The organism is Paenibacillus baekrokdamisoli (assembly GCF_003945345.1).
Taxonomy (GTDB): Bacteria; Bacillota; Bacilli; order Paenibacillales; family Paenibacillaceae; genus Paenibacillus_Z; species Paenibacillus_Z baekrokdamisoli.
On record NZ_AP019308.1, the window covers coordinates 4,293,589 to 4,320,364 of the forward strand.

Annotated in this window: 16 protein-coding genes; 1 reads left to right on the top strand and 15 read right to left on the bottom strand. The window is 42.6% G+C overall.

Annotated elements, in window-relative coordinates:
- Window positions 1–102 precede the first annotated feature (102 nt).
- The 11 genes from EKN16_RS18975 to EKN16_RS32715 all read right to left on the bottom strand — a co-directional run bounded on the left by EKN16_RS18975 (window position 103) and on the right by EKN16_RS32715 (window position 19,369).
- Window positions 103–2,520: a restriction endonuclease-like protein gene (locus EKN16_RS18975; RefSeq protein WP_125660685.1), complete on the bottom strand. Its 2,418-nt coding sequence runs from the start codon at window positions 2,518–2,520 to the stop codon at window positions 103–105.
- The gene (locus tag EKN16_RS18980) at window positions 2,492–5,248 is read right to left on the bottom strand and encodes an MrcB family domain-containing protein (protein ID WP_164522877.1); all 2,757 of its coding nucleotides are present in this window, start codon (window positions 5,246–5,248) and stop codon (window positions 2,492–2,494) included. The genes EKN16_RS18975 and EKN16_RS18980 overlap by 29 nt, the downstream gene beginning before the upstream one ends.
- A gap of 83 nt (window positions 5,249–5,331) precedes the next feature.
- Complete coding sequence (locus EKN16_RS18985) at window positions 5,332–6,057, bottom strand: restriction endonuclease (RefSeq protein ID WP_125660688.1); 726 nt, start codon at window positions 6,055–6,057, stop codon at window positions 5,332–5,334.
- 2 nt (window positions 6,058–6,059) lie between these two features.
- Window positions 6,060–7,931, bottom strand: a complete 1,872-nt coding sequence (locus EKN16_RS18990; RefSeq protein ID WP_125660691.1) for a DUF2075 domain-containing protein — start codon at window positions 7,929–7,931, stop codon at window positions 6,060–6,062.
- A gap of 266 nt (window positions 7,932–8,197) precedes the next feature.
- Entirely contained in the window at window positions 8,198–10,756 is a 2,559-nt protein-coding gene (locus EKN16_RS18995) for a DEAD/DEAH box helicase (protein WP_125660694.1), read from the bottom strand.
- Window positions 10,753–11,703: a HamA C-terminal domain-containing protein gene (locus tag EKN16_RS19000; protein WP_125660697.1), complete on the bottom strand. Its 951-nt coding sequence runs from the start codon at window positions 11,701–11,703 to the stop codon at window positions 10,753–10,755. The genes EKN16_RS18995 and EKN16_RS19000 overlap by 4 nt, the downstream gene beginning before the upstream one ends.
- Before the next feature lie 357 nt (window positions 11,704–12,060).
- Window positions 12,061–15,279, bottom strand: coding sequence for an AAA family ATPase (locus EKN16_RS19005; RefSeq protein ID WP_125660700.1), 3,219 nt, complete (start codon window positions 15,277–15,279; stop codon window positions 12,061–12,063).
- 2 nt (window positions 15,280–15,281) lie between these two features.
- Window positions 15,282–15,911 (bottom strand): hypothetical protein, encoded by a 630-nt coding sequence (locus EKN16_RS19010; RefSeq protein ID WP_125666416.1) that lies wholly within the window; start codon window positions 15,909–15,911, stop codon window positions 15,282–15,284.
- Window positions 15,912–16,008: 97 nt separating this feature from the next.
- Entirely contained in the window at window positions 16,009–17,472 is a 1,464-nt protein-coding gene (locus EKN16_RS19015; protein ID WP_125660703.1) for a hypothetical protein, read from the bottom strand.
- Complete coding sequence (locus tag EKN16_RS19020) at window positions 17,448–18,764, bottom strand: DUF2399 domain-containing protein (protein WP_125660706.1); 1,317 nt, start codon at window positions 18,762–18,764, stop codon at window positions 17,448–17,450. The genes EKN16_RS19015 and EKN16_RS19020 overlap by 25 nt, the downstream gene beginning before the upstream one ends.
- Before the next feature lie 185 nt (window positions 18,765–18,949).
- Window positions 18,950–19,369 (bottom strand): glycoside hydrolase family 3 C-terminal domain-containing protein, encoded by a 420-nt coding sequence (locus EKN16_RS32715; protein ID WP_375782037.1) that lies wholly within the window; start codon window positions 19,367–19,369, stop codon window positions 18,950–18,952.
- Window positions 19,370–19,732: 363 nt separating this feature from the next.
- On the opposite strand from EKN16_RS32715, the gene EKN16_RS19030 reads away from it, so the two are divergent.
- On the top strand, window positions 19,733–20,527 hold the full coding sequence (locus tag EKN16_RS19030; RefSeq protein WP_232015847.1) for a protein-glutamine gamma-glutamyltransferase: 795 nt from the start codon (window positions 19,733–19,735) through the stop codon (window positions 20,525–20,527).
- 192 nt (window positions 20,528–20,719) lie between these two features.
- Here EKN16_RS19030 and EKN16_RS19035 read toward each other — a convergent pair whose 3' ends face one another.
- The 4 genes from EKN16_RS19035 to EKN16_RS19050 all read right to left on the bottom strand — a co-directional run bounded on the left by EKN16_RS19035 (window position 20,720) and on the right by EKN16_RS19050 (window position 26,560).
- Window positions 20,720–21,721 (bottom strand): hypothetical protein, encoded by a 1,002-nt coding sequence (locus EKN16_RS19035; RefSeq protein WP_125660709.1) that lies wholly within the window; start codon window positions 21,719–21,721, stop codon window positions 20,720–20,722.
- A 48-nt stretch (window positions 21,722–21,769) separates the two neighbouring features.
- Window positions 21,770–22,618 (bottom strand): RNA polymerase sigma factor, encoded by an 849-nt coding sequence (locus tag EKN16_RS19040; RefSeq protein ID WP_125660712.1) that lies wholly within the window; start codon window positions 22,616–22,618, stop codon window positions 21,770–21,772.
- A gap of 94 nt (window positions 22,619–22,712) precedes the next feature.
- Window positions 22,713–25,607 (bottom strand): excinuclease ABC subunit UvrA, encoded by a 2,895-nt coding sequence (uvrA, locus tag EKN16_RS19045; RefSeq protein ID WP_125660715.1) that lies wholly within the window; start codon window positions 25,605–25,607, stop codon window positions 22,713–22,715.
- The gene (locus EKN16_RS19050) at window positions 25,604–26,560 is read right to left on the bottom strand and encodes a nucleotidyltransferase domain-containing protein (RefSeq protein WP_125660718.1); all 957 of its coding nucleotides are present in this window, start codon (window positions 26,558–26,560) and stop codon (window positions 25,604–25,606) included. Before EKN16_RS19050 ends, uvrA begins: the two co-directional genes overlap by 4 nt.
- Between the last annotated feature and the right edge of the window lie 216 nt (window positions 26,561–26,776).

A 26,776-nucleotide genomic window follows, 5' to 3' on the forward strand; every position in this document is an offset into this window, starting at 1 on the left:
GAACACAGCACTGAACACGAAAAAGAGCGAGACTTTTAGGATAGCCCTATCGTCTCGCTCTTTAGTAATAAGTCCCTTTAATAAACATGAGTTCTTCGCAGATCACTGACCCTCAGTAATCCCCACAATTCTACTAGCCAAATCCACCTGTTCATGATCGAGCTCAACCTTCACCCGTCCAAGTCTTCGCTGCTCACGCCATTGCCTGATATCCTCTTCCGTGTTCAGCTTCAGCTCGGCAATCTCCAATGCGCGGTCGAAAACATACTTTGAAGTATAGAGAAGTGTATATATTCCACGTCCTCCAGAGACAATTGGCGTTTCCCGCTTCACCCACTGTTCAACAGTGAATTTCACATATAGCTTCTCCTCCGTACCTGGCCTCGCCGGAAGCTCGGTAATCTCACGGCGCCGAAGTACCTTCCAGTCCTTGATCTTCCCGAACCAGTGAATGCCAGATTCTCTTCCTAGAGATTCGAACTTCTTTACGGACTGATAGAACGCTACATACTCCATTTGTGCGAGCAACGTGTGATCGGTGATATTATCGAGAGGTACATGATAGAACCCATACTTGAGCGCATCATCTAATTGCTCCACTCCACGAAGTGAGCCTACAAGTACATTACGCCCTGCCATCTTGTTCTGGTAATAATCTTTAGTCCCTCTTGGGCGAGTCGAACGCTCGTATGCCTTCTCCGGACTGTCCATAATGATCTCGTCCAGAAAAGCCTCCATCAGCTTAGTCGCGTTCGGCAAGAACGGGAAGGCGCCGACATTAATGAGCTCAATACTCTTATAGAACTTATGCTCTCGGAACTGCTCCTCATCGTGATACGGGAACAACACATATGCTCCGAACATGCTTCGCTCCAGCTCACGTCCACTGCCCTCAGCGTACACAATAGCATCCCGATAACGATGCATCGTATTAATATCAGATTCCTCTGGCCCGGGCGTCCGGTAATCCCTCCGATATGAAGTGCCTTCATAAGCAGAATCTAACCGATACTTTGCATCGAAAATATACTTATACTCCGTATCCGAGTCTTTCTTCTTCAAAGTCAGTACGTTATCCGGCCGTTGTGAGATCGTTGGCGTCTGCTCACCTCGTGGCAAGGTATTGTAGTAAAGTGTGAATACTTCCCCGTTCTTCGGGTTGCGATACACCATTTTCGCTTTCTGTGTCTTATCGAGCGTTACGAAAATCCCGGTGCGGTTCACTTTAATAATATCTTGCTTCAGCAGCTCATACTTGCGGCTCAGCAGATCATGAATTTTCAAGAAACACCAATACTCATACAGCTGCGCCAAGTCCTTCATCGACAGGCGGAACAAGTCGCTCTGAATCGATAAGCCCTTCATTAGCATGAGATAGTTCCGATAGACCTCTCGATACCCCGGTGCCATCTGAAGTACAAGTGTAATCGAGAGCTGACGCATCTCCTTGACCTGAAGAAAATCTAGACCAAGCAGCCTTTGCAGCTGTGATTGCATATCCGCGAGCTTACGAGCAAGTAGCGGATCCTTTAGTCTTCCTTTGTCCGATAAACGCAGCTTCAAATCCTTTAGCTTCTGAGCAATGCGCAGCAGTACCCAACGTACGAACCGATTCTCGTTCGTATCGTAATCAACATACCGCTTCGTCTCCATCGCATGACTCGGATAATAACGCCGCTCGTTGATCGAGATCATACCAAGTTTATCATCCTGCCTAAGAAGATGAGGATGCTTGGCAAGGAAAGCAATATTCTTCTTACCTGGTTTTCTCACTCGTCCCGACTCAACAATCCGATTCTCTACTTGATGCCTGGTGTGTGGCGCACTCTGAATTCGCTCCACTGCTTGCACCAACTGTCCAAACACATGTTGCAAAATCGTGAAGAATTCAGTTAAGCTCTGATGTCTCGTCTCCTTGAGTCCGGTAAGATGATAAGTCTTACGTAGAAAGTCGAACGATAGGTTATAGATCTGCTGATTCACATCGTTTAGGATCATTTGATAATCGCGTTTGTAGTCCATTTTCACAGGAAAAATCTCCAGCTGTAGCCCAAGTACAGCCTGCCCGTATAGACGAAGCTCCAAATCCGTTAATCCAACTTCACTTTGGAAATTGAGAATTCCAGCGAGAATATTGCCTTTTCCAAGTGGCTTTACGGCTTGTCTAATATGAAGATTCTCATGGTAGAAGCTGAGCGGAACGTCTTGCTTCTTCTCAATGACAAGCTCATAAGACTGCGTCTCAAAGAAGATTGGGTATGCAATCTCTCCCCTCTGCCAGTCTTTTAGCTCCTTCGTCTCTGGATTAAAGAGCAAAACTCTCTCTATCTCTAGCGAAGTAGACGGCACATTTATGTTCAAATGGGCAGGTAGTAACTGATTGTCATCGGTTCTATGAAGCTGTAGAGAGTCCACTTTCGGGTGAAACGGCTTACCCTGAAGGTACAGATTAAATAGATTCGTCTCAATGCGAAGCAGCTCAATACTCACATTAGGAGAGCCAATAGGAGGTGAATCCATCTTCCTCTAACCTCCGTAGCATGAAAGCCAGCTTGCGAGCGCTGAGGGGATATTTAGCCTCTGCTTCTTGCCCACTGGATTTCCATTTCGAATAGAGTTCTGATGCATCATCCATCAGATCGTTAATAGGTAAGGACTTCCCAATAGCTTCCTGAAGGAGCTGAAGCAACACTCGCTTCACAGATGAACTGCTTCCTTGTACACGTGGCAACAGCTTTTGTAGCAACTGCAGATCGAAAGCTTTTTCCTCGCTCATTAGTTCAAACTGCTCATTGTAGATCATATAGAAACAGACGGCATCCCTGATGCGGAAACCTACATGCGAATGAATCTGTTCCAGAATGTCGTTCACCTTGACCAGCTTCGCCGTCACCTTCTGCACAAGCTCCTGATTACGATCATAGGCGTCAATTAGCTGCAGGTACTCACTTCGCAAGAAGGGGTTGGTCGTACGCACAGTGGCTGTTTCATTAGTTAATCCACCAGGGAACTGTTCCAAATTGATGTAGTTGAATTCAATTGTATTGGCACGGTCTAACACTTTTTTGCTAAAAGGATGCGTCGTCTCGTCCATATTCACCGTGCCAATGAGATATACATTATCCGGGAACGCTAAGCCGCCATAGATGGGCTGATCTTCGGTGTTTAAACTATCCGAGTGAATAAGTGGTACCGTCACGATTCGCTCATTCCGCCACTCTTGCGTCTCAATCACACTGAGTAAGTCGCTGAAGTAATGCTCAACACGCGCCAAGTTCATCTCATCTAAGCAGACAAAATAGGGCTTATTCCGGTTGCTTTCCTTTGATGCTTCCACCAGCACTTCAGATAGTCGCCCTGGACGGAAAGCTCCCGTTAAGTCCTTGTAGCCGAGCAGATCAGAAGGATCACTCCAGTCTGGTCGAACCGGAATGAGGTTGAATTGATGATTTAGGCTTGTAGCTCCTAGTGCCTCCGCGAAGAGCTTGACCAGCTTGGTTTTGCCCGTACCTGAGACTCCGGCTAGAATGACGAATGGCTTGGTCTTGAGGGATAAATAGAAGTTCTCGATGAGGTCATCTGGAAAGTGGAAGCCTCTGCTTTCGATATAGGATTTAATATGATTGACTCGCTCCACTACCGTTAATGTATCCACAGGCTCCACCTCCACCTCGGCTATATAGCTATATTGATCTCGTGATTTACTAACGTATCCAAGCTCCTCTAGCCAATTCAACATGAATCGCGACCGATTTTCCTGCGTCACGCTTCCCCACTCCTCCTCCATGTTCATGGCAGGGATGAAGACATCGTTGAACCGATTAAGGTTGAATGTAACTAACTCCTCTACCAATGAAATAGCAAGATTCATGACTTTTACAAGGTTGGTTGCATATTCATTATCAATTGAATCGAATAGAAACTGTCTTACGATACGAACCTGCTCTTGACTTAACTGCCAGATTGATTCTCCCTTAACTTGATAATAATCTTTGCCTCGGATCGTTAAGGAATATTCACCAGCCTCTATGGTTAAGAGATCAAGCTCTTGCAGCGCTCTTCCTACATGTTGAATTCTTTCCTTTGGATTCTTCACATCGTCCCCTGAGAATAGGACGGAACCTTGGTTGGATACAAGCTCTTCAATTGAAACATTCCCAGCACGGTGTGCCCCCAAATAGCAGATAATACCTTGACCTAGATAGAGGTGAGCCATCGTATATTTGAATACTACGGGAGTAGGATGTTGAACTTGCTGGGCAGTATGGTCTGCATAAACCTTGTAATTGTCCATTACATTATTCAGATCAGAAATGAGTTGTCCATCACTAGGAATATGGTTACGATCATAGCGAATATAAGCCACCGTAGATACCTGATAATCGCGTCCAATCCCTGTCGAAGTTAGCTGAATATTTTCATCTCGTTGTAAGTCGTTAAGTGGCAGAAGTTGTCTCATTTCCTGTACCTTTTGCTCCAAATATCGATATCCTTCACGTTTTCCATGATCTCTAAGTGGAACTGTTACACCCTGATTCAACGTCAAGTAGACTGCACTCATATCCTCAGCAAATAGGTAAACAACATATTCACCATGCTGAGTAGTGTTCGTTAACCGCTTGTCTAGAATTGCGATCCAAGGAATATTGGCCCAGTTACCTTGCCCAATAGAGCCTTGTACTTTATAATCTCCACCTATGAATGACAAGGATTTAAAGAAATCTGGAATTGAATTCCGAACTAGCTTCCCAACTGGATGACTTGCGAACGTTTGCGTCTTGGATTCTATGTAGTTAGACATGACGTAGTTTATGGAATCTTGTAAAGAGAAAGAAACAGGACGGAGCTGGTTATTGTATTGAATGAGCTCTGACTGTGCATAATTCTTTAATTCTTGTAACAGCTCGTCATCTAAATATGACCATATGTCTGACTTGAACGTAATTGTATCAGAAGTAGTTTCAAGTATGCTGGATAGAGCCTCTATCGGAGTTTTGAGAAGGGAATTTACTTGGGCTAATGTAAAGTCATTCCAACTCTCAGCAACTCCCTGAGGTGGGGAGTCCACTACTTCTCCTTCATCGGTACTTGTTCGGTAATATGACAAAAACCGCTCAGCAACTGCGTTGAGCGGTAGAAATTGAAGTTTGGTTTCGTTATACTCGTCAATAATGGACAGGATTAAGACCATTTTATAAGACTTTTGTCTTACTTTAAATAGGGATGCTAGCTCTACTGGTAGTGTCATATCGTTTCGCTCCAAACCATAATTTGACTAAATGTGTTAAGTTTAGAATTCGATATGATAGTTATAAAGTCCTCTAATGACAACTATGTAGTGATGACATGTCGGCACTTAGGAAATGAGCTGCATCCGTAGAACTCACCTTTTGGACCTTTTCGAAGCATCATCTTTGAACCACATCGACCACAAGTACGTTCAATAGCAGGGAGCTGTTCTCTAACTTTTTTAGCTGATGGAGCAGCCCCTGGGTTTAACTTCAGAATCATTTCAATTAGCTGTTCTCGATTAATCAATATAATGTCATTTGATTTAGCTAGTGAATATGCCTCATCTGTGAAATCTCGATTCGCTACAACCCATCCCTCGGCAGCCTTATAGTGTGCGATTGAAGCCTTGACCTCTTGAACAGACTTTAAACCAACGCTTTTACTATATCGCTTTGCCTGAACAACTATTTTCTTAGCAGCCTTCGTTAACACCAGATCAGCACCATAGTCGCCTGAGGCTCTAGTCACTTCTACCGCATATCCATGTGCCTTAAACAAATGACCAAGATAATGTTCAAATTGTCGTCCATCCATTTCATCAATTTCTTTAATTCCAGATCTCTTTAGCTTTTCTTCGAGAAGAATTCTACGAAAAATCTGAATTGCAACAAATATAACCAAAACAAAGCCAGCTGCTATCCCACCAGCCGCAATTGACTTTGTTAAATTAAAAATCCAGAAGAAAGCCCCGATCACCCCCAGCATGAGGAGACCCTCAATTAACTTCTCTAGCTCTTTCTGCTGCTTTTTCTTTTTCCTCGACATTCTTATGTCCTCTTCTCATTAATGGCTAATCTATTCATTATGTACCTATGTAATGCTTCATCCCTGCAATAAACATAACAGCCTCTCATACCTCTCGACATGAGAATTTTATAAATGTTCTTTACTAATGCGTTCAATTGAGCCGGGTTATCTTTTAACCCTTTCTTCCCCGTCTTGTCTTTGTACTCGGTGTAGTCTGTATAAAGTTCTCCCGTGCTTTCATTGAACTTCAGGTCATTACCAATAATAATGCCTACATATTCGAACTCTAACCCCTGTGTTGTATGGACACAACCAACTTGATTAATCCCATCTGAATGGACTGCCCATGTTTCTCTTATGGAGTGTCCATTCCAAGGCAAGCTAAACTGATGCTCTTCAATAATTACATCTTCTACTTGGCCATTGAAGTTACCATTCTTCTGGTCTGTCCAAGTCCAAGCGAACCCGGCTAATAAGCGAGCTTTCCGACCTTGCTCTTGTTTATCCTTGATTAACTCATATAGTCGATGAGGTGAATCCACTAAACGAAAATCGAAAGTATCTTGATCCCACCCATTGAAATTTCCTGTATCCTGAATTCCAAGTATGTCATCTACCCAATTCAAGAAACCTTCTGCTCCAGCACACCTGAATTGCGCATGTAATTCATATTCATGAATTTCTGATTTTGACTGACTCGCGACTCGTTTGATCTCCGCAATTGTTCCAATATCATCTGGGCGTATTCTTTGATTATCATCTATAAAGAAGACACTAACTTTTGAACTCTTTATTATATCTTCTATCTGACTAACGCCTTTGTACATATAGCTACCTTTACCTTTGAGACGATGCGCTTCATCTACAACTAGAACGTCAAACTCGTCCTCCTTGGTGTCTACAAAACTCCCTGAACCCATGAATAAACTTTTGGTTCTCATCTTAGATAGCGCACTTTGCTTCGTTAGCATTTCAATCATAACATTTCGAAATGATGAGTTTGGTGCAACGAACTTTGTATTTAAACTATTACGTAAGAGCCCTCCTAGAGCATTCATTGAAATAACTGATTTCCCTGTACCGGGTCCACCACGTATTATTATTGTCCGCTTTTTATCTTGTTTCTTGGCTAGTGTAATAATCGTTTCATATGCAATCTTTTGCTCATCAAGCAATACAAAGTCGGAATTCCCTTCAAACAATGCATTAATATGTTCGACTAATGACTTTGAAGGTACGATTTTCCCGTTCTCTATGTCATATAAGATTTGCATCCCTTGGCCTTTACCAACATATTTGAAGATAAAGTCCTGTAATTTTCTAGTTTCATGCGAAAAGAATAACGGCGCTTCTTTTATTGTTTTTTGATATTGTTCGAGCTTGAGTGGTTCGGGATCTTTCTCTCGATAGTTATGTAGGAATGCTACAGAGTGAGAAGTTACACCATTGTCGTATACTGCTTTATTCATATCCACTATAAATTGCCGATAGGACCAAGCTTGATAGGATGGATGTGTTGTCTCTCTAACAGCTCCATTAATAGATGTTCTTACGATATCTTCCTTTTCGGTAGAAAATGCTTCTTCCCATTGTTTCAATTCTACAATGATAAAATTTCTGTTCTGATTTTCATCTTGACCAGCAACAATAAAGTCGATTCGCTTACTTGTTGAAGGAATGTTGTATTCTATCATTACGCCACAATCATCTGAGACCTTTGAGTTTCTTATGATACGCTCCATGAACTGCATAGAGTTATTCCAGGAACGCCATTCGGATACTGAAGGGCGTTTACCTAGTTTCTCAATAAAAGCAGATTCGATGTTTAATGCTATCTTGTTATCATCGACAGCTTCTTTGAATTGGGCTACTGAGCTGCTGTATATAATCAATGGTTAATTCTCCTTTAAACTAAAGAACATGTTATTTTTATAATTCAGAATACTTTTCATAATTCTCCGAGAATATTCCATTCAGATTTTCCTGATTATCTTGAAATGTATTCCATGACAAACTTATAAAAAGTAAGTGTAAAAAACCTCCACTCGGAGGTTTAATGATAAAGTGTTGGTAGAGACTATCGGGATCAAACCGCCGAGCGCTTGCATGCCATGCAAGCGCTCTCCCGCAGTGGTTATTTCACTACCAAAAAAATAGATTATTTTAAACCTTTTTGCACATTAAAAACTTCCCTTTTTAGAAAAGCCGCTAGTCTGGTTTTATCCAAATCAAGTCTTGCCAACCAGCTTACACAATCTTCTCTAGTTATATCAGGTCTTTTTCCAAATTCTCTAGATAGTGAGATTGAAGCGGCTCTAGATAAACCAATTGACATGAACGTTAAAGGAGGCATTGAACAAGCTCCGTATTCAAGAAAACTGGAAATAGGATATATCTTTACATAAGATTCTGTTTTCCCAAGTTCTTCAAGGTGACACTTGAGTAATTGAGTATATAATTGTGTGTATTTAACAAACGTAAATCGTATTTCAGTTTCCAGAGTATCCATAAGTTTTTTTACATGGGATGTAATTTTTGATGGTTTTTCATCAGGTTGTAATCCATGTGCAATTAGTTCAGATAGTGGATTTCCAGCCATCCACTTATGTCCTATTACAGTTAAACGACGTATCTGAGCTTCTGAGTACCTTCCAAGTAGTATATGTTCATTTATTAGAGTGAAAATATAATTGAGTCTGTTAAATGACCCTGACTCAAATGGAAAGTAAGGAAGTAGTGTATTCCAATTTGAAACTTTTTTAAAGTATCGCCAAAGAGAATTTATTCTATCTGGGAGTATTCCTGGATTTTGTTTAAGAATTTCAACTGGTGCAATGTAATCACTAATAATTTCATCTATTGTGTAATCAATATCAGCAAGGAACTTCATATTCTCATCTGTCATATATTTCGAATTTACAAGAGTTTCTCCTAATTCTAAGCGATTTCTTACTACCAAACTAACTATTTGTTCGTTATAATCATCTCTACCTGAGCCTTGTTCCCTGTCTTTTACAAAATCATTTACTTTATCCGATTCTTCTTTTAGTCGCTTTTCAAGAGCAGGTTGAATTTTTTGTGTTCTTGGAGAATTAATTGGATTTTCATCCCAACTTTCAGGTTCTATACAAATAATGTTACCTGATAAATCTTTCCCCATTCTTCCCGCACGACCAGCTAAATTCCAAAAATCAATTCCTTTTAGTGGAGAATCACCCCTTGTAGGTTTATAAATGAAAACATTTTTAGCAGGTAAGTTTAATCCTTCAAGTAAGGTTGAAGTACAACAGACTACTTTAATTAATCCAGCTTTCATAAGGTCTTCAACACCTGATTTGACGATTGCAGGTAGCTTACTGAAATGAAAAGCAATACCAGAACGTATAAAATTTGATAACTCGTACCTTGGATGAATATGTTCCTCAATAAAGTCAGCAAACTCATTTAATTCATCTATATCTTCAGATTTAAATTTCTCTGATTCAAACAAGAACCTTGCAGTCTTTGCAGATTCAATTGGCTCACTAGAATATACAATTGATGTTTGTTCATTCCAAAGATTTGTTACATAATCACAAAGAACTCTTGCCCTAGACACACCTTTACCTGTCGAAGTAAATCCAACAGATCCCAAAGATTTTTCTGCTCCATCGACAATTTCTTTAAGAAAAATATTTTTTTTGATTTTAACTGCTTTTATAAGATTTTGTCTTACAACGGTAGATTCATCAAAATCAGCATTTTCTCTATCATATCCAAAAGTCTCAAGTAAAATTTCAGGATTACTCACAAGAGGACTAGCAAAGAGAATCTTTGTTTCAGACCATACTTTCAATGTGAATTTAATTGCTTCCTCTAGTAATACTCCTCTATCACCATGCTGAATTTCCTGAGCTTCATCTACAATTAATATTTTTACTTTTAGTTTTTGTGCATCATTTGAAGCACAAAGTTGATAAAGCCTCTCTTGAGTTAGTACAAGGACATTGGAAAGATAAGGTTTATCAATAACATTCTGAATATCAGAACTACATGATATATTTATATTTTTAATATTACTTTGTGCTGCAATTTTAAATACATCATCCATTACCTGACGTATAAGGGCTCTTGTAGGAACAATATAAATAACTGTTGAACCTTGATTCTTATAAAGAATATCTAATAAATATCTGATCAAAACATAAGATTTTCCTGCAGATGTCGGAGCAGAAATACTACTGGCAAGAGAATATGTAACAAGGCTCATTACTTTTTTTTGAAATCTTGTTAAAATAGTTGGTTGTTCCATGAAATCTACAGTAAACAATGTTTCATTGACAAGAGCTTCTATTGATGAAAAATAACTTAAATGCTCTTTATACTCTAGCTTCTCGCTCTCAATATTTGATTTATCAAGTACCAATGGAATTGAAGGGAAGTTAGTTAATCTATTTAATATTAGTAAGCAAGAAGATAAAACCCCATATGACAAACTATATTTAGGTAAAATTGTAGTGATTGTGAGAGCTGTTTTTTTATTCTCATCTAATTCAGACATGGATAACATCGCAGCCACTTCAACTAAATATCTTTCATCATCCTGATTAATAAGTTGAGGATGTTGGTTGAGTACTTTGAATGACTCATATATCTCAATGTTTTTTATTTTTGAATAAAGTGATGTAAAACGTTCTTCAATTACTATTTCAGTAATTAATTCATTTATTCTGTTCAAAGGTATTCCCCCCTTGTCTCAGCAACAAATGTAGTTTCAAATTCTTTTATATTACTAAACGGGAGCATAAACCAAACAACCCTATATTTATTAATTGGGCTTAATGAAAATTCTGTTTTAATGTGATTTGCCAAACTTTGAACTTCACCTAAACAGAGTGTTTTTATATGATCTTCCATTTTTGAAAAAGGAATATTTTTTAGTTGTGCTGTTGTTTTTGAATCATAACCTGTAAATACACAAATTGTATATTTAGTATTTGCTCTTACCTTACTATCTGGTTTGGCGAAATCTTTAAGTGCTGCTACTAATTTTTCATCATTTATATCATTCATAGCAAATTGATCTAAGAGATATATATCTTGGTCAACAACTCTTTTCCCGTTCTTTACGCCGAAATGGTCATAGATCGAAGATAATGCCGCTGTAACTGATTGTTTTATATTACTTCTTAGTTTAGATTCACCTATGTATAATATCAGCTCATTATTCTGGTGATCAAAAGAAGCATGAACACCATCGGAACCAAAGTTTTGCATATTAGTATTTGTTTTATGCCCATGCTTAGTTATTACTTTAGGTACTTGTAATATGCCCTCTTTCATCATCCAAAGAATAAACTCGCCCAAATCACCTTGTTTACTTTTACTTACTAAAAGTCTTACCGCATCTCTAGATAATCTCTGAAAGTCTCTAGGGTTTTTACTTTCATAAGCTTCCACAATAACTGCTAGGGAATGAACATATTGCGTTAACATATCAGCAAGGTACTTTGCTAAATCTGTAATTCTTGGTTCACCAAGATCATCTATTTTTAAATAGTAACAATCAACATTCAATCGATATTCAGGTTCACAACATTCGAAATGTAATTGATTAAAAATATTCTCACATGCTTCTTTTTGATCTTTTAATCTAGTTTCCAATAAATTTCGACGTGAACTCATTAGTCAGTCCGCCTTCCATGTTGGGACTATCGTATTAATTATAATTCTATAGTACTACTTACATACCCATAATTCTACTTATTTTACCAATAAATTAGCTTCACTCACTTTCATATCCAACAAGGAGACATCTGCCAAAACAGACAAGCGGTGCTTATCAGACATGGACTTCAAATTTCTATTAATAAAAGTAAAAAGAAGGCTCCTGCTTTGATTAAGCAAGAGCCTTCTTACTATTCTGGTGTAAGTGCTGTTCAATCCTTTTATTAGTAGTGTTCTCTCTTATCCCTACACTACCAATAAAACCAATGCATATGAGCGATACTGTCACATCTCATCTATTCTTTCAGCACCTTATCATTTTCTTACCAGACCCGTAACTTTACTGCAGGGCACAGTTGGATCATGATACACAATATACGCCTTGGAAAACCGGTCGAGGTACGAATTCTCGTGAGATTTTGGGGTAAGGATGATGAGCTTGCGCTGAAGCTCCCGTCCGTACAGATCGAAGACCTTCAACTTACGCTGCTCATCCAGAGCGCTATCGAACTCGTCCAGAACAATAAAACCCGGAGCGGTCTGAAGATTTTGCAGCAAGGCGAGCGCAAACAGAAGGGAACTCAAGGATTCCTCGCCGCCGGATACGCCCTTCCCGACTTTGCCACCGCGAGCCTTGACACTAACATCTTCCAGTGTTCCTCGATGTCCTTCCTTGCGTGCTTTAATAAACAGATTAAAATGTGTCCTCCCCCGGCGATCCTCAAATTGATCCCACTCAATTTCTCCCTCGAATTGAAACAAGCTCATATAGGATTTGAAGCGCTGCTGTATTTCAAGAACCCTCATGTTAATGGTTGTCTCCAACTGGTCCTTCAATTGACCGGTACGTTCCTGATCCTGCTCGAACAAAAGGCTCGTCCGCTTATACTCATCCTGAAGACGATTATATTCCTCTTCAACCACCTTGTAGTTTTCTGGCGCTGCCGGATCGATACCCGTTTCATGTCGGGCATGGTCAAATTTCACTTTACCTGTTTCAAGGTTCGAACGGACTTGAGGTAAGGATGGAAACTGAAGCGAATTCAATGGCTGCTTATCATCATCAGAAAGTACTTCATTATAGATGTGCGAAGCTAACCGCTTGAACTCCTCCAGTTCCTGAATTACGCCCCTCTTTTCTCTGTTCACAGTATCAAGAGATTCGCTTCTTGACTTCAGTTGACTGGCAATCAGACTAAACTTTCGTACCTCGCTCTCCTGCTGATCCTGAATCTCCAGAAGCTTGCGCTGCTTTTTCCGTTTCTCATTTTCCAGCTTGTCCAGTTGCTCCTCGATATTCTCGTAATCATGTTGCAGTTCTTTATGCTGATCATCTAAGTTTTGTAGGTGACACTGTTTGGCGGTCAACGCTTCATATTTCTCCTTCTGCTGACCTAGTCTCACGTAAAATTCGGCTTCTCCATGTAGCTCGTTATGTTCATGTTCCAACTTCACTTGCTTTTTTATTAGCTCTGTTTGATCTTGTCGCAGCTTCCGTATCTGCTCCAGCAGCTCCGTTCTTTTGTCTACTTCTTCTGCATACTTATTGACTATGCTAACCCGCTCATGCTCCCTCGTCATAAAAGCTTCCGCTTCCCGAACTAATTGAATAATGCTATTCAACTCTTGCAGTTTCTTTGTAGCTTGACGGATCGACTCTTCACCTCTCTGAATCTTGAGGGACAATTCATAGATACTCTTCCCAATTTCTTCCTTGCGAGCGATAAGAGCACGTGTGCTCAAAATATAACGTTTCTTTTCTTGTGAACCGCGAATCCCCATCGAATCTATCAGCATCCCATTTTCAATCCGAAGATCACCGTCCTTGAAAAACTGCTCTACCCACCACAGAGCCTTTACTGCATGTGGAAACTCCTCCTCCTCGTTCAGTCCTCCTTTCACCCGAAGCTGCAGCGACTTCAGCTCCGTTACTGAACGATCAGGCACCACCTTACGCAACGGTACATGGTACAGGTCATTCGGAGCGGCAACCATATATCCATCAAAAAATATCGTGTACTTAATCGAATTAAAACGCTCTTCCAATTTGAGGTGTGCGGACTCGCTCAGCTCCACCAATTCACGTAAAGCATATGCCCTAATCCCTCTTCCATTGAAATATGCCAAAGAGTCCATTTGCCGCCGGGACCAATCGTGCTCATCATCAAGCCGAGCAAGTTCTTCTTCTAACTCACTCATGCTGTTCATATTCTTCAACCTATCATCCTTAGCCATGGAAATGGATTTATCCAGCCGTTCTAGCTCTTCCTGTACATAATGGCTACTCATATATTGACGAAGCCGCTCCTGATGCTCGATCTCCTTCACTTTATCCTGCTCGATTGCAGCCTCTAGTCTGGATATTCCGCGCGATAGATTCTCACTCTCAGTCTCATCTCTCTCGATATCAAGCTTCAGCTTAGCCTCTCGCTCAGCCGTATCAGTCATTTGTGAGGTAACGTGTGCTAACTGCTGCTTGACTTCCTCCTCCGTCCGAGTAATACGCTCCTTTTCTTTGCTGACATCCTGAAGCTCCAGCCCCAGCTGAGCAACAACCTTCTTGATTCCCCCCATTTCAGCATCAAGTGCTTGAAGCTGTTCTTCATATTGAGAATGTTCAGCTTTTAGCAGATTGATCCTCAGAAGTAAATCTATCAGCTGCTCTCCAACCTCAGCTGCACCCTCTTTTATTCCCACTATATGATCCTGCTGCTGTTCCTTATCAAGCTCAAGCTGCTCCAATTGGCTGCTCAACTGCTCTTGCTCGCGCTTATAATAGTCTTCCAAATGAAGCAGAGAACTGGCATACAATTTACCGCCTTCAAGCAAGCGCCGCTGATTGTCTTCATACCGATCAAGATCTGATTTCTTCATCTTTAACCCTTGCTTCTTATAAGCTACATTATTTTCAGCAACACGTAGTGTCTCCTGCGTCTCCTTCAGTTTCTCGATGCTCTCTTCCCAGTTGCGCTGCACCTGATCAATACCATGCATTTCTGCAAATATTCGAAATCTCTCCTCAGGGTGCATCACCGCAAACTGATTGACCTCCTGCTGATACCAGATGAGATAAAACATATCCGGATCGATCTTGTACTTGTACTGGAGATCCCTCTTATATCCAGTGAAATTGTACTGACGGTCGCCGGAGGTATATCGAACTACTTCCTCCCATGCCCGAATGTCGTCACCGGAGGAAATGACGAATTCCTTCTTGATCGGCTGTCCTGGCTCCTGAAGGATATAAAGTGCAAATTCAATAAACTCAGGTGCATCGATCCGTATATGACCCTCATTCTTAAAAAGCAACCTGATATGAGCCTTCCAGATCTCATCCGGTGCCAGATTGCGCGACCTTAGACCCTCAAGTTCAACCTTAGAAGAGTACAATACAGCCCCCATACAGTACGTTATCGTTGATTTTCCCGCTCCATTCGGCCCAGTAATAAGAACATGCTCTTCCTGTCCGGATAAATCCATTTTGGTACCCTCATAATCTCGAATGCCGCTAAACCACATTTGCCAAGGTATCATCGTTATGACTCCGTTCCTTCCTGATACAGGTTATATCGTTTGAAAAATTTCAACACTTCTTCCTTGTTTAGCTGATTGGACTGACTGAATTCCACCATACGACGCAAGAAAGAATCCGAGAACATATGCACGCCAATCGCTGTAATTTGATAAGCCTTCTCAGGAGAATTCGTGTCGTATTCCTCAAGCGCCCCAATCTTCCGAAGCTGATCAATATTAAGCAGCAAGCGCTGATTCGCCTTCGTAGTCTCATGCCCAAACGCATGTAGCAATTGATCAAAAAGTGTGAATTCATGCTGCAGCACCTCCTGCTGATAGAACATGAACAACAGAATCGCCAGACTTTCCTTGGATAACGTACTGCGAGCGGCTCTAGCCGGAACTCTCATCATAACTACAACTTGATCTCGTTTCTCATCATAAATAACTTGAAAAAAGCGGCTTACCGCCTGATTGACCCGCTGCAAAAATGAATCAAATTTTTTATCCCCTTCTGAAATCCGCAGCAGCTTCTCAACCTCTCTTCTCGATAAACCGAAATTACCGGCACGAATTGTAGCGGAAGAAGAAAACAAAATATTCATAAACGCCAGTTCCTCTTCTTCAGTCAACATCCCTTTCAGTGATTGCATCACGTTGAGTGGATTAGTATTGAGACTCTCTAGGTATCCATCGGTATCCACTCGCTCCCGTGCAACTGCTCCCGCTTCGAAAAAGTTCGTTTCCTGCTCAGACATATTCTCCACTCCCCTCATTCCTCACTATCTCGTCCAATCGTGCTCGGCTGCTTCGTTTCTTAATGAGTTTATTTCGATCATCACGACTCATCCACTCCCATTTTTTCTCATAAAGCGGCTGGTCAATCACTTTCTCCTTTGATGCCTCATCGATCGTTATTTTCTTGTTGCCGACCAAAGCTGCAATAGCAGTCAACGAATTGATGGCATCACCCCATTCCGCGGAGGTTGCCTCGATCATCACCTGCTCCATCAGGGCTTCTTCGACCTGTTCCATATATCTTTCAATGGCGTCCGTCTGAATCATTGATTTCGTAAGCAACCACTGAGATTCCCCCATCAGCTCACCCAAGTGATCAATGGATATTTCCTCTTCCATATATATCACTTCCATCTCTTCTTCCCTTATCGGATCAGTCAAAGGCTCATACGCCTCCAGGTAATGAACGGATTCGCGGATAGCATCTGCCGATATGGGCGCAGCAAATTTAACGGGTACCCATAATCCGTCTGAGGATTCTCCTTCATACTGATCTTGCTCCATAAAGCTCATAAGCTGATGAGCGTTCGGTATATCCGATTCTAGTGGAGGATCATACATCTTCAAGATGAATTCTCTTACCTTTTCAGGATTAATGGTGGATGAGAGCACCGTTTGCTGCATTGTCGTAAACTTTAAATATTTATTGATCATCCCAATACTAAGGTTCGTTCCCTCAGCGAGCACAGCCGTTCCTTGATGCATCAGATTGCTCAAAACGAGGCTATCCTCCAGCGTCTGGAATTGACGAAACCGCTCCTTTAGCTTCACCTCTAACTCCTGCATGAGCTGATGAATGATTTCAAGCTGGGGCAAAGCATTTCGATCAGCAAGCATCTCCAACTCCCGCTCATTCATCAGCTTAATGGCATTCTCGACGTTTCGAATCATACTGGCAATTTTGTTGCCGCCCGATATACCGTGATCATCATAGGCCTCGCTGATCTCAGCATCTCGTCTGGCCTGAAACAGTGAGCGTCCAATATCGTCATGCATATAATAGGCAAGGGAATCGTTAGCGAGCCGAATAAGAGCATCCATCATTCGTTTACCAACATCCCGCATCTTCAGCTGCCTTGTTTGCTTGGAAATCCAGTTGTACTTGACGAGCACATTGATAATTTGCTCTACCTTTTTCCTGCTGGGAGGCTCCGGGTCGCTATAACGGTTCTTGTAGCGATAATACAGCGTATCCGAATTCTCGATCGGTTCGTCAAGCCCAAGCGCTTCTTCATTAATCAATTGAATAATCCGTAAGAACCGTAAAATTTCAGAAGGTGTTTGGAACGCATTCTGTGATCCCAGGTCACTCAGCACCCCTGATAAGTAAGTGATATCCCTCATCGACTGAAGCATTTCGGGCGAGGACTCACTATTTTGAAAAATCGATATTAATGGTTGATCCACTGTCTCCAAATCTCTGCCTCCCCTAATATTAGCTCCTGCTCCAGCCGAACTTCCTGAAGAAGAGCCCTCATATACTGTTGATAATTAGACCAATCTTTCATCACCTTGTGATCGTGACAAATCCATTTCAGCGTAAGAGGATACGCAGAAACCACTTCAGCCATTTCTCCAGCAATGAGAAGACCATCCTCATCGTAGTCGCTCCAGAAGATCACTTGACGAATGTGACTGTTTATTAGCGAATTATGGATGAACCTCTTATGTGAGCTTCTCAGGTGACCATCTACACATACAATCAGTGAGCCTGTCTCCCGCAAAAAATCACGCTCGGCAGCCAACCGCGTCAAAATCCCGCGATTCTCGACCAACCAGAGAGTCGTTGCATCCGTACTGTACTGATCCTGTGCGATAGAAAGATCCGTCAATGCATGAACAGGACCCGCCTGATAACACGACCAATGCCCGCTCAGATGCCCCGCGAAATATAAAGGCGTAATCTTTCCAGGACTAATCAACCCCAAGATTTCCGCAGATTGCCCACTCCACTCCTCTAGAGAGCTGATAAATTCATCTTTGTAATCATCAAATGCTTTGGATCCTCCGATGCCGCCATAATATTGTGCTCCGATCTCTTTCCAATCGAACGCCGCTTTACAACTAGATATCATTATGAACGCCAGTAGAAATAATAAAAATTTGATCTTTTTCACCGTGCTCCAACTCAAAGGTAATAAGTCTGATCCAGCAAGCTCTTCAACCTTCCAATACATGCTGACTGACACATGATGCGTGAGTAGAGACAGAATGGCTTCTCGCTCTCTATTGTTACTAACCAAATCTTTTAGTACCTTTTGAGCTTCTAGCTGATAGCTCGCAAACTGTCTTATCCGCTCCTGCTGTTCTTGATCTATTTTATTCTGCAGATATACAAATAAACGGTAGCCCATCCGATAGTGAACTCGTTCTATCGTTCTCCCGTCTCGCTCAAAGCGCATTTCCTTCATAATCCATCCCATATTTATCCACTCAAAGGCTTGTAGATCATCTTCAATAATCGCTCGCTTACCGAGAGTCCATTTTAATAAAGGCATATCCGGGGTTTGATTATCCTCTTGCAAATGTGCAGTCAACGATAGCGTTAAAGTACCAACCTTCCGGAAGGTACGTGCTGTCCATTTTACGATGCCGACTTCAACTACAGACGATGTAATTCTAGTATAATTATCTGTATCCAGTTGCTCGCCGCTTTTTATGATATACTGCGATACATATTCAAAGACGTTTTCTATTGCGATCACCATACCCCTCACAGTATCAGTTATTTACTAAGTCTCTCTAACTCTTACTGTTTATTCTATCAATAAAGCAGTAGAGTTGCAGTAGAGCAATATTGGTATATAAGATCCACACGCTACTTCTGTCAGGAAAAATAAAAAAACTCCGCCGAGTGATAGAGGAGGTTGCTGGTTGATTCGTTTAACATTCTTTAAAGCACTTTGACAGGTCGATCCGCCTTGGAGTTGTTGAACCCCATATAGAGCTGCACGACTTCATCCCCACGAAGGCTGCCTGTGTTTTTTAATAAGCAGCAGGCAGTGATACCTTCCTCTCTCGACACAAACGAAGGTTGTGATAGTTCAAATGTGGTATAGGACAATCCATAACCGTAGGCTAGGCACGGCTCAATCGCCTCTTTTTCCAAAAGAGTATACCCATGGTAATAACCATAAGCAATTTGAGTAGCATCCCAATCCACCTGTGGTAAATCACTTTCCCTCTTGGGCAGAACAAAAGGGAGTTTCCCGCCGAGATTTATGTCTCCAAACGAAGTTTTGGCAATAACCGTTCCTCCCTCCATCCCAGGGTAGTGTGCCATGAGAATAGCCGGAACACTGTCTTTCCACAATCATAATCATGTTGCCACCGATGAGTACGACTGCGGTATTAGGGTTGACGGAGCCAATAGTCTGAAAGAGTTCGATATCATCTTTTTGCAGCCCTAATGATTGGACACAGTCACCGTCAACCGACTTGGCGACGTCCGTATCTGCAACGAATTCACCCTCGTCGTTGTGGTTGTATCCAGCTATCAAAACGACTGCATCGGCTGATCGAGCCAGTTTTGCAGCATCGTCCATATCTCACCTTTATAGAAGACCACTTCACAATCGGGCAACAATTTATGTTTTGGATATCAGCCTGCAGCGACCTTACACCAAACCCCCGATTTGCCCGTACAATACCCTATACGCTGTAATTTAGGGGGGACATGATGATACGAATTTCGGGTTCTGATGTAGACCAAATAGATACATCCACGCTGTCGGAATTGGAAAGATCGATTTTACAAAAAAAGCAGAAAAGCTCGGTCACCTATCTATACGATTCTCCCACCGCATTGTTATTCGAGTTGAATATGCGAAGCAAAATCGTGGAGGCGGCCAAAGCGATGAATGCAAGTCACGTAAGCTTCGCCACTTTTCATAATTCCCGAGCCAATGACAAGTTTTGGTCCCGAACGGATAATGGAGGTTTCCGACAAAAAGCCGGTGTCTTAACCTCCGACGCGATAAACGATATTTTTAAGAATAGTCGGCTGTACGGGTTTGAGTGCGCAACCGCAATGGTCATTATTTTGTATAAGGCAACGCTCGATTCGATCGGCAAAGACAGATTTAATACCTATTTCAAGGATTTGTTCTTGTATGATTGGAATTATGACAACCACTTGCGGTTAGTTAGAGTGAATGATAAGAATGAAGCGTATCCAGGGGATGTTCTCTATTTTGAAAATCCCGACCATAACCCGAAAACTCCGGAATGGCAGGGCGAGAACGCTATTATGCTTGCGGATAACCTATATTTCGGGCATGGCATAGGGATCAGAACGGAAGAGGGAATAATAGCCAGCCTTAATACAAACAGGAGATCGGGCAGTACGACATCCGCTTTCTTATCGGATGAGGTGGAGCATCCTGACTTTGAATATTTGCGCAAGCTTGAGAACCCTATTATGGCCAGAATAGGTATGCATACTTACATTTACAGAAGATTAGGATCGTGATAAACAGAGTATCTTGTGACCTTGTTCCAAAAATAAGCAGACGGTAGTCCGAGAATCTTCTACAGATTCTCGAACCCCGCTGCTTATTCTCTGCTCCTAACCAATAATACACAGCACTCCACATGTGTTGTGTGCAAAACTGTCACTTCTCATCTTTTATTTCGAACTATCAATATTAAAACATTGTCTTATTCAGTTAATCCACTGCTCAGACCAATAAGCTTTCATAAAATTAAGGAGGCGTTCCAACACTTCAATCCCTTGTTCTTCAGTCTCTTTCGCTGCACGCAGCAGTTCAACTGCACGGACCGCTGTAACTGGATCATCAGGCTGCCCGCCTTGAGGGAAAGGGAACATGTCCCTCATTTCGATCAAAGCGGCTGCCGTTTTCTCATAATGCGCTGCCGCTTCGGCTGCCAAACTACGTACGGTTCGTTCAACAACGTTATCTCCGCTCCAACGGATCACAATCTCGCGCAAAAACTGCTCCGCATATTCACGTGCATCACTGACTACCGCAATATTGTAAGCATTGCCGAAAGGGTCGACAGCACGCCGCTCCAAACAGGCGATCCATGCATCATAACCAGCGAGGCCGATCATATATTTGCCTTGAAAAATGTGCTGCCATTCTCTTCCTCTCGTATGATCAACGATCATATCGAGCGCCATGCGAAGAATTTCATATTTCGAATGCGGGAGACTTTCATTGATCGTCGTCACCCAGAGCATGTTCCGATTCTCGACGAAGTCCGTATACGAAATGGTTCCCTCCTTGGAAACATCCTTAGCATGAAATACTTGTTTCTCATCATCATACCCGTATATAAGCCCAAATTCCGGTATGAAGAGGTCGAATGAAATGGCTGGTATCCCCTTATCGACGGACTGCTGAATCAATGCCATCACCTTCTCCACCTTTTCCGGGGTAAAGGGCTTTTGTGTATCAGATAAGTTACTAATAAATCCTAGATTGCATAAATTACGTCTAATCAGGTAACCGCCAGGGAACATGGTTGGTCCAGCGACATCAATATGTTCGGGATCGATGTTCATTCGGAAAGCATGCCCCGTTATCCCCATGACATCCACCAATGAGTAATACTTTTTGTCCGTGTAGTCGAGCGCACCGTGAATCGCAGCGGCGGCAGTCGTCCACGTCTTGGTCCAGTCCTTGCTTTTCATTTCGTTCATAGCTGACCTCCATATTAGAAATGGGTTCGAGGGAAGGCTGGTTACCCACTACATTTGCGGAGCACGTAAAATATTAACTCGTTTCAAGCCAAGCTCCGCACGGTGCTGCACATATATGAAGATCGTAACGCGAATTCGTTCCTTTTGCACTTTTGCTCGAGATCGGGACAGGAGGTTATATACGTTCGCTGTCGTCGTTTCAAACAATTCGGCAATTTCTGACGGGGACAACTCTCTGAAGAAATGCGCTTCGAAAATTTGCCTCTCCCATCTACTCAAACAGTGCAGCAACGAGTGAAGATTTTCCATCAATTCACGGCGAAGAAGATTTCTCACAGGATCATTGCTTTGTTTAGCCTCTTCATCAGCAGAACAGGATAATCTGAACAGGATGCGGTCGATATCTCCCCAGTCCATGGATTGACTGTCTTCTCTGAAACGATTCACTGTCGCAGCACTTGTGGAACCGAAACCAGTAAATGGCTGTTCTTTGCCGTATTGCCCGCCCCGACGAAGCTTCGTATACGCTTGATTGCGAATGATCCGCTGCAGCCACGGAAGAAACCGACTCGTGTCCACTAAGGTGCCGAGATGTAGAAATGCTCGAATGAGTGCGTCCTGAACAATATCTTCCGCCAAATGTGCATCGCGCGCAATCTTGTTTGCCCAGCCATAAGCTTGTGCGCGATGCGTACGGACAAGCTCGCTGAATGCTTCTTGGTCCCCGCTGCGAGCTCGTTCGACGAGCTCTCGATCGGCCTTATTTGGATCGGCCGCCTTAAGACGGGTCATCCGTTCGATTTGATTACCGCCATGTATAATGGGCGAACTCTTGGACTCAATAGGCTGCTCCGAACCAACACAATCAACTTTGTTTGATCCAAGTTCTCTGCCCAATCGTTCCCCTCCTTACCCTCTAATGATCGGATGCCATTCAAAGCGGAAATCTATCATCGATATTTCATTTATCCAAAGATCATTCTCTCAACAGCTAATGTATCTCTTCTAACAGCATTAAAGCTTGAGTAAGAAACTTCCCTGTAAGCGAACCTTCCGTTCTGGATACCTGCTCAGGTGTGCCGGATGCCACGATCATGCCACCATTTCGTCCACCATCAGGACCCATATCGATAACATAGTCAGCGACCTTGATCAAATCCAGATGGTGCTCGATTACAAGGACCGAATGTCCAGCATCTACAAGCTGCTGCAGGCAATCAATAAGCTTCTGTATATCACTGAGGTGCAAGCCAGTGGTCGGTTCGTCCAGCACGTACAGGTTGTGGCTGCCTCTCTTCATCTTGCTAAGCTCATAAGCAAGCTTGATCCGCTGCGCTTCCCCGCCAGACAATGTCGTTGAGGACTGACCGAGCCTTAGGTAACCTAGCCCAAGTTGATTGAGTACGTTCAGCTTATGCTGAATATACGCCTGCCCTTCAAAATACTCCACTGCTTCTTCTATGCTCATGTCAAGCACATCCGCGATGCTCTTGCCATTCAGCTTAACATCCAGCACTTCTTCATTAAATCTTGCCCCTTTGCAAGTAGGGCATAAGGTTTCTACATCCGGCATAAACTGCAGCTGCGTGACGATAATACCTTCACCCGAGCAATTCTCGCAGCGTCCGCCATTTTTCTGATTGAAGCTGAAATCATTCTTGCTCAGATTAATGCCTGCTGCCTGAGCTTCTCCCGCAAACAACTCACGAACACGATCAAAAAAACCGACATATGTCGCTGGGTTGGAACGAGAGCTTCTCCCGATAGGTGACTGATCAATCGTAATAATGCCCGTTAGTGACTCATGGCCTGTGAGTGAGTCATGCTCACCGGGTACAATCCTTGCATCATGAAAAATGGAATATAGCTGCTTGCACATCACCTCATTGATGAGAGTGCTCTTGCCTGATCCAGACACGCCGGTTATGCAGACCAAGGCACCAAGAGGAATGTCGACATTAACACTGCGTAGATTATTCGCTCTTGCCCCGCGGATCGATATAGCAAGTCCAGTCAGAGGACGGCGCCTGGAGGGAATCTCAATCGTGCGAGCCCCAGATATGAATGCTCCCGTTACCGATTCTGGAGCAGCTGCAAGCTGCTCTGCTGTGCCTTCCGCAATAATGTGTCCGCCATTTCGTCCTGGCCCCGGACCAATTTCGATAATATGATCCGCGCTGCGAATCGTGTCCATATCATGTTCAACGACGATAATCGTATTACCTAAATCTCGTAGTTTTTTTAGTGTATTCATAATACGAGAGCTATCTCTCGCATGAAGGCCGATGCTTGGCTCATCCAGCACATACAGCATCCCCATAAGACCCGAGCTGATCTGCGTAGACAATCGGATTCGCTGCGCTTCCCCACCTGATATGGTATCTGAACGCCGCCCTAAACTGAGATAATCAAGCCCGATGTCCAGAAGCAGGAGCAGACGTGACATGATTTCCTTCGTAATTTGTGTACCTATGTGCACTTTCGACTCAACAAATTCCAGATTGCTCAAAAAATGCTGCAGCTCGCTAAGTGACATAACGCTCATCTCGTGTATATCCGCACCGCCAACTCGAACGCAAAATCGCTGAGGCTTCATTTTTTTGCCTTCGCAATCCGGACATGTATGCTCAATCATCACTCTTTTATAAAACTCACTTTCACCTGGGCTTCCTTGCCTTTTCAAATAAAGCTTGTACCACCAATTGATGATGTGTACGAAGCCGCCAAAGTTCATCATTTTCCCTTCATGCCTGAATTGCGATTTGCTTGCTCCTGCGTCAGGGATAAAAGGAAATTTCTCATTTTTTGTACCATAATACAGCATTTGAAGTACGGAATCGGGCATATCCTTCAATGGAGTATCCAGATCGAAACCATAGTGCTTCGCCATACTTTTCACAAGCGACCATATCCAAGTGCCTTTACTGGAGGTGCTAAGCAGCTTGGGCTCAATAGCGCCTTTGTTTATGCTTTTATTGCTATCTTTTACAAGGAAACGAGCTTCAGCTCGCATGAATGTTCCGATGCCTCCACATGTTCTGCACGCGCTGCCTGAATCATTGAATGAGAAGTATTGGGGCTGAGGTTCCCCCATTGTAAGATGATGCTCCGGACAAGCAAAGTTTTCATAAAACTGCTTTGAATCGTAAATGGCATCGCGGGGAAACGAAACAAGTTCAAAACGTATGAAGCCTTCCCCGACTAGATTTAAGCTGTTTTCAATCGTTTTTGTAAGCACCTTGTAGATGTCTGGCTTGACGATCACCTTGTCCACCACAATCTCCATGCGATACTCCGCTTCCTCTTCAAGCTCGACGAGATCACTAAGATTGGTCCGAATACCATCAATCAAGATGGTCCTGAAGCCTTTCGAGCGGATTTCATCAAAGGTCGTTTCATAGGTTTCCCCGTAGATTTTGTAAATAGGAGCAAGCACCTCAAGCTCAGTTCCCTCTGGAAGCTGCTGTATGTGTTCGATCATTTGCGAAGGCGTTCGAATAGGAACCAGGTGATCACAAAATGGACAGCTTGCTTCGCCTACCGATGCAAACAGTAATCGCATGAAATCATAAGTATCCGTCATCGTTCCGACTGTCGAGCGCGGATTAATAATGCCCTTCTTTTGCTCAATCGCAATGACCGGAGAAAGCCCGAAGACGAAGTCTACCTCTGGCTTCTTCACTTGATTCATCCGGCTCTTTGCATAGGTCGATAAGGAATCGAGAAACCGCCGCTGCCCTTCACCATAAATGACATCAAATGCAAGTGAAGATTTCCCTGATCCGCTTACACCGGTAATTACTGTCAGCTTGTCACGCGGGATATTTACATCAATATTTTGCAAATTGTTTTGCCTTGCTCCACGAACCTCAATATGCTTTTTCATCCGTTCATCCACACCACCATCTCTTCATTCTCGTAAGCATACGCAGGTTCTAGCAGTGGGACCCTGCTTTTAGGTGTTGCTTTTGTTTCCGCTTCCAATTTGATAATCAAGCCTCGCTCAGCAAGCCAGTCGCAGGCTACTGCCATCGAACCCGTATCTATAGGGATTAACACGCCAAATTTCCTCACAAGATCGGTCACCGTGCGAGTGTCTGCTTCTTCTTTTAGGTAACTGAGAATAGCTTGGAATAGAGATTCAGCCCTTTGATTCAAGAAATGGTTGATGAGCTTCAAGGCTGCCTCAACCTTCTTTTTATGTACTTCACCAGCTACTAGTTCTATATATATGGCATGAAACAAATCGGGGTTGTAATGGAGTGCCTGCTGAACAACCTCACGCATAGGAATATCTCCCTGCATAACCACTTCTATTTGTGCAAGCACGTCAACCATTTTTATAATCCAAGCGGCACTATAAATAGCATCGTCTTTGATATAAAGCCATTTCTCTGCCTTTGCGAGTAAGGACAACGAGTAGCTGCCCAAAATAACAAGCTGCAGCTCGCGATCTCTCTCACCCACATGGCGAATTTGCTCAAGATATTCTGCGATCGAAGCATCCTTAGTGAAAAGCAACGTACTTCGAGTCAGAATGGAGTGATCGAATGAGCTTTGCATGGAACGCTCCAACCACCGCTTGAATTCGTTGCGTGTCTGAATGCTCGTATTGATAGGAATATCATTTTCTACAAAGCACGTATAACCGGTACTCAGCTTCTGATCGTGTACAATCAGCTTTAGATCGATATCTGATTTTTCCCAGACCTGATCATAAGACATACTCCCCAGCAGAATGGCAGCAATGACCTGATCATCGTTTTTAATTTTCTCTACAAACGTTTCTAACGCCTCGCGATAGAGAGCCGTTATATTCTTCGATTGTTTCGTATCCAACTGTTTCACTCCTTCGTTAGCATCATCGGTGGTACCCTCTTAATAACAGATGCCATTCACTGAGATAATCTATCATTATTGTTAACGATTTATTTTTAATAGTCAAATATTACCATGAAATTTAAAACCGACTTAGCTCTTCGAATATCATTGCTACATTCAAGCCCAACTGCCAAGCTGATGAACCGCTCCTTATAGATTTCATAAACGGGATCG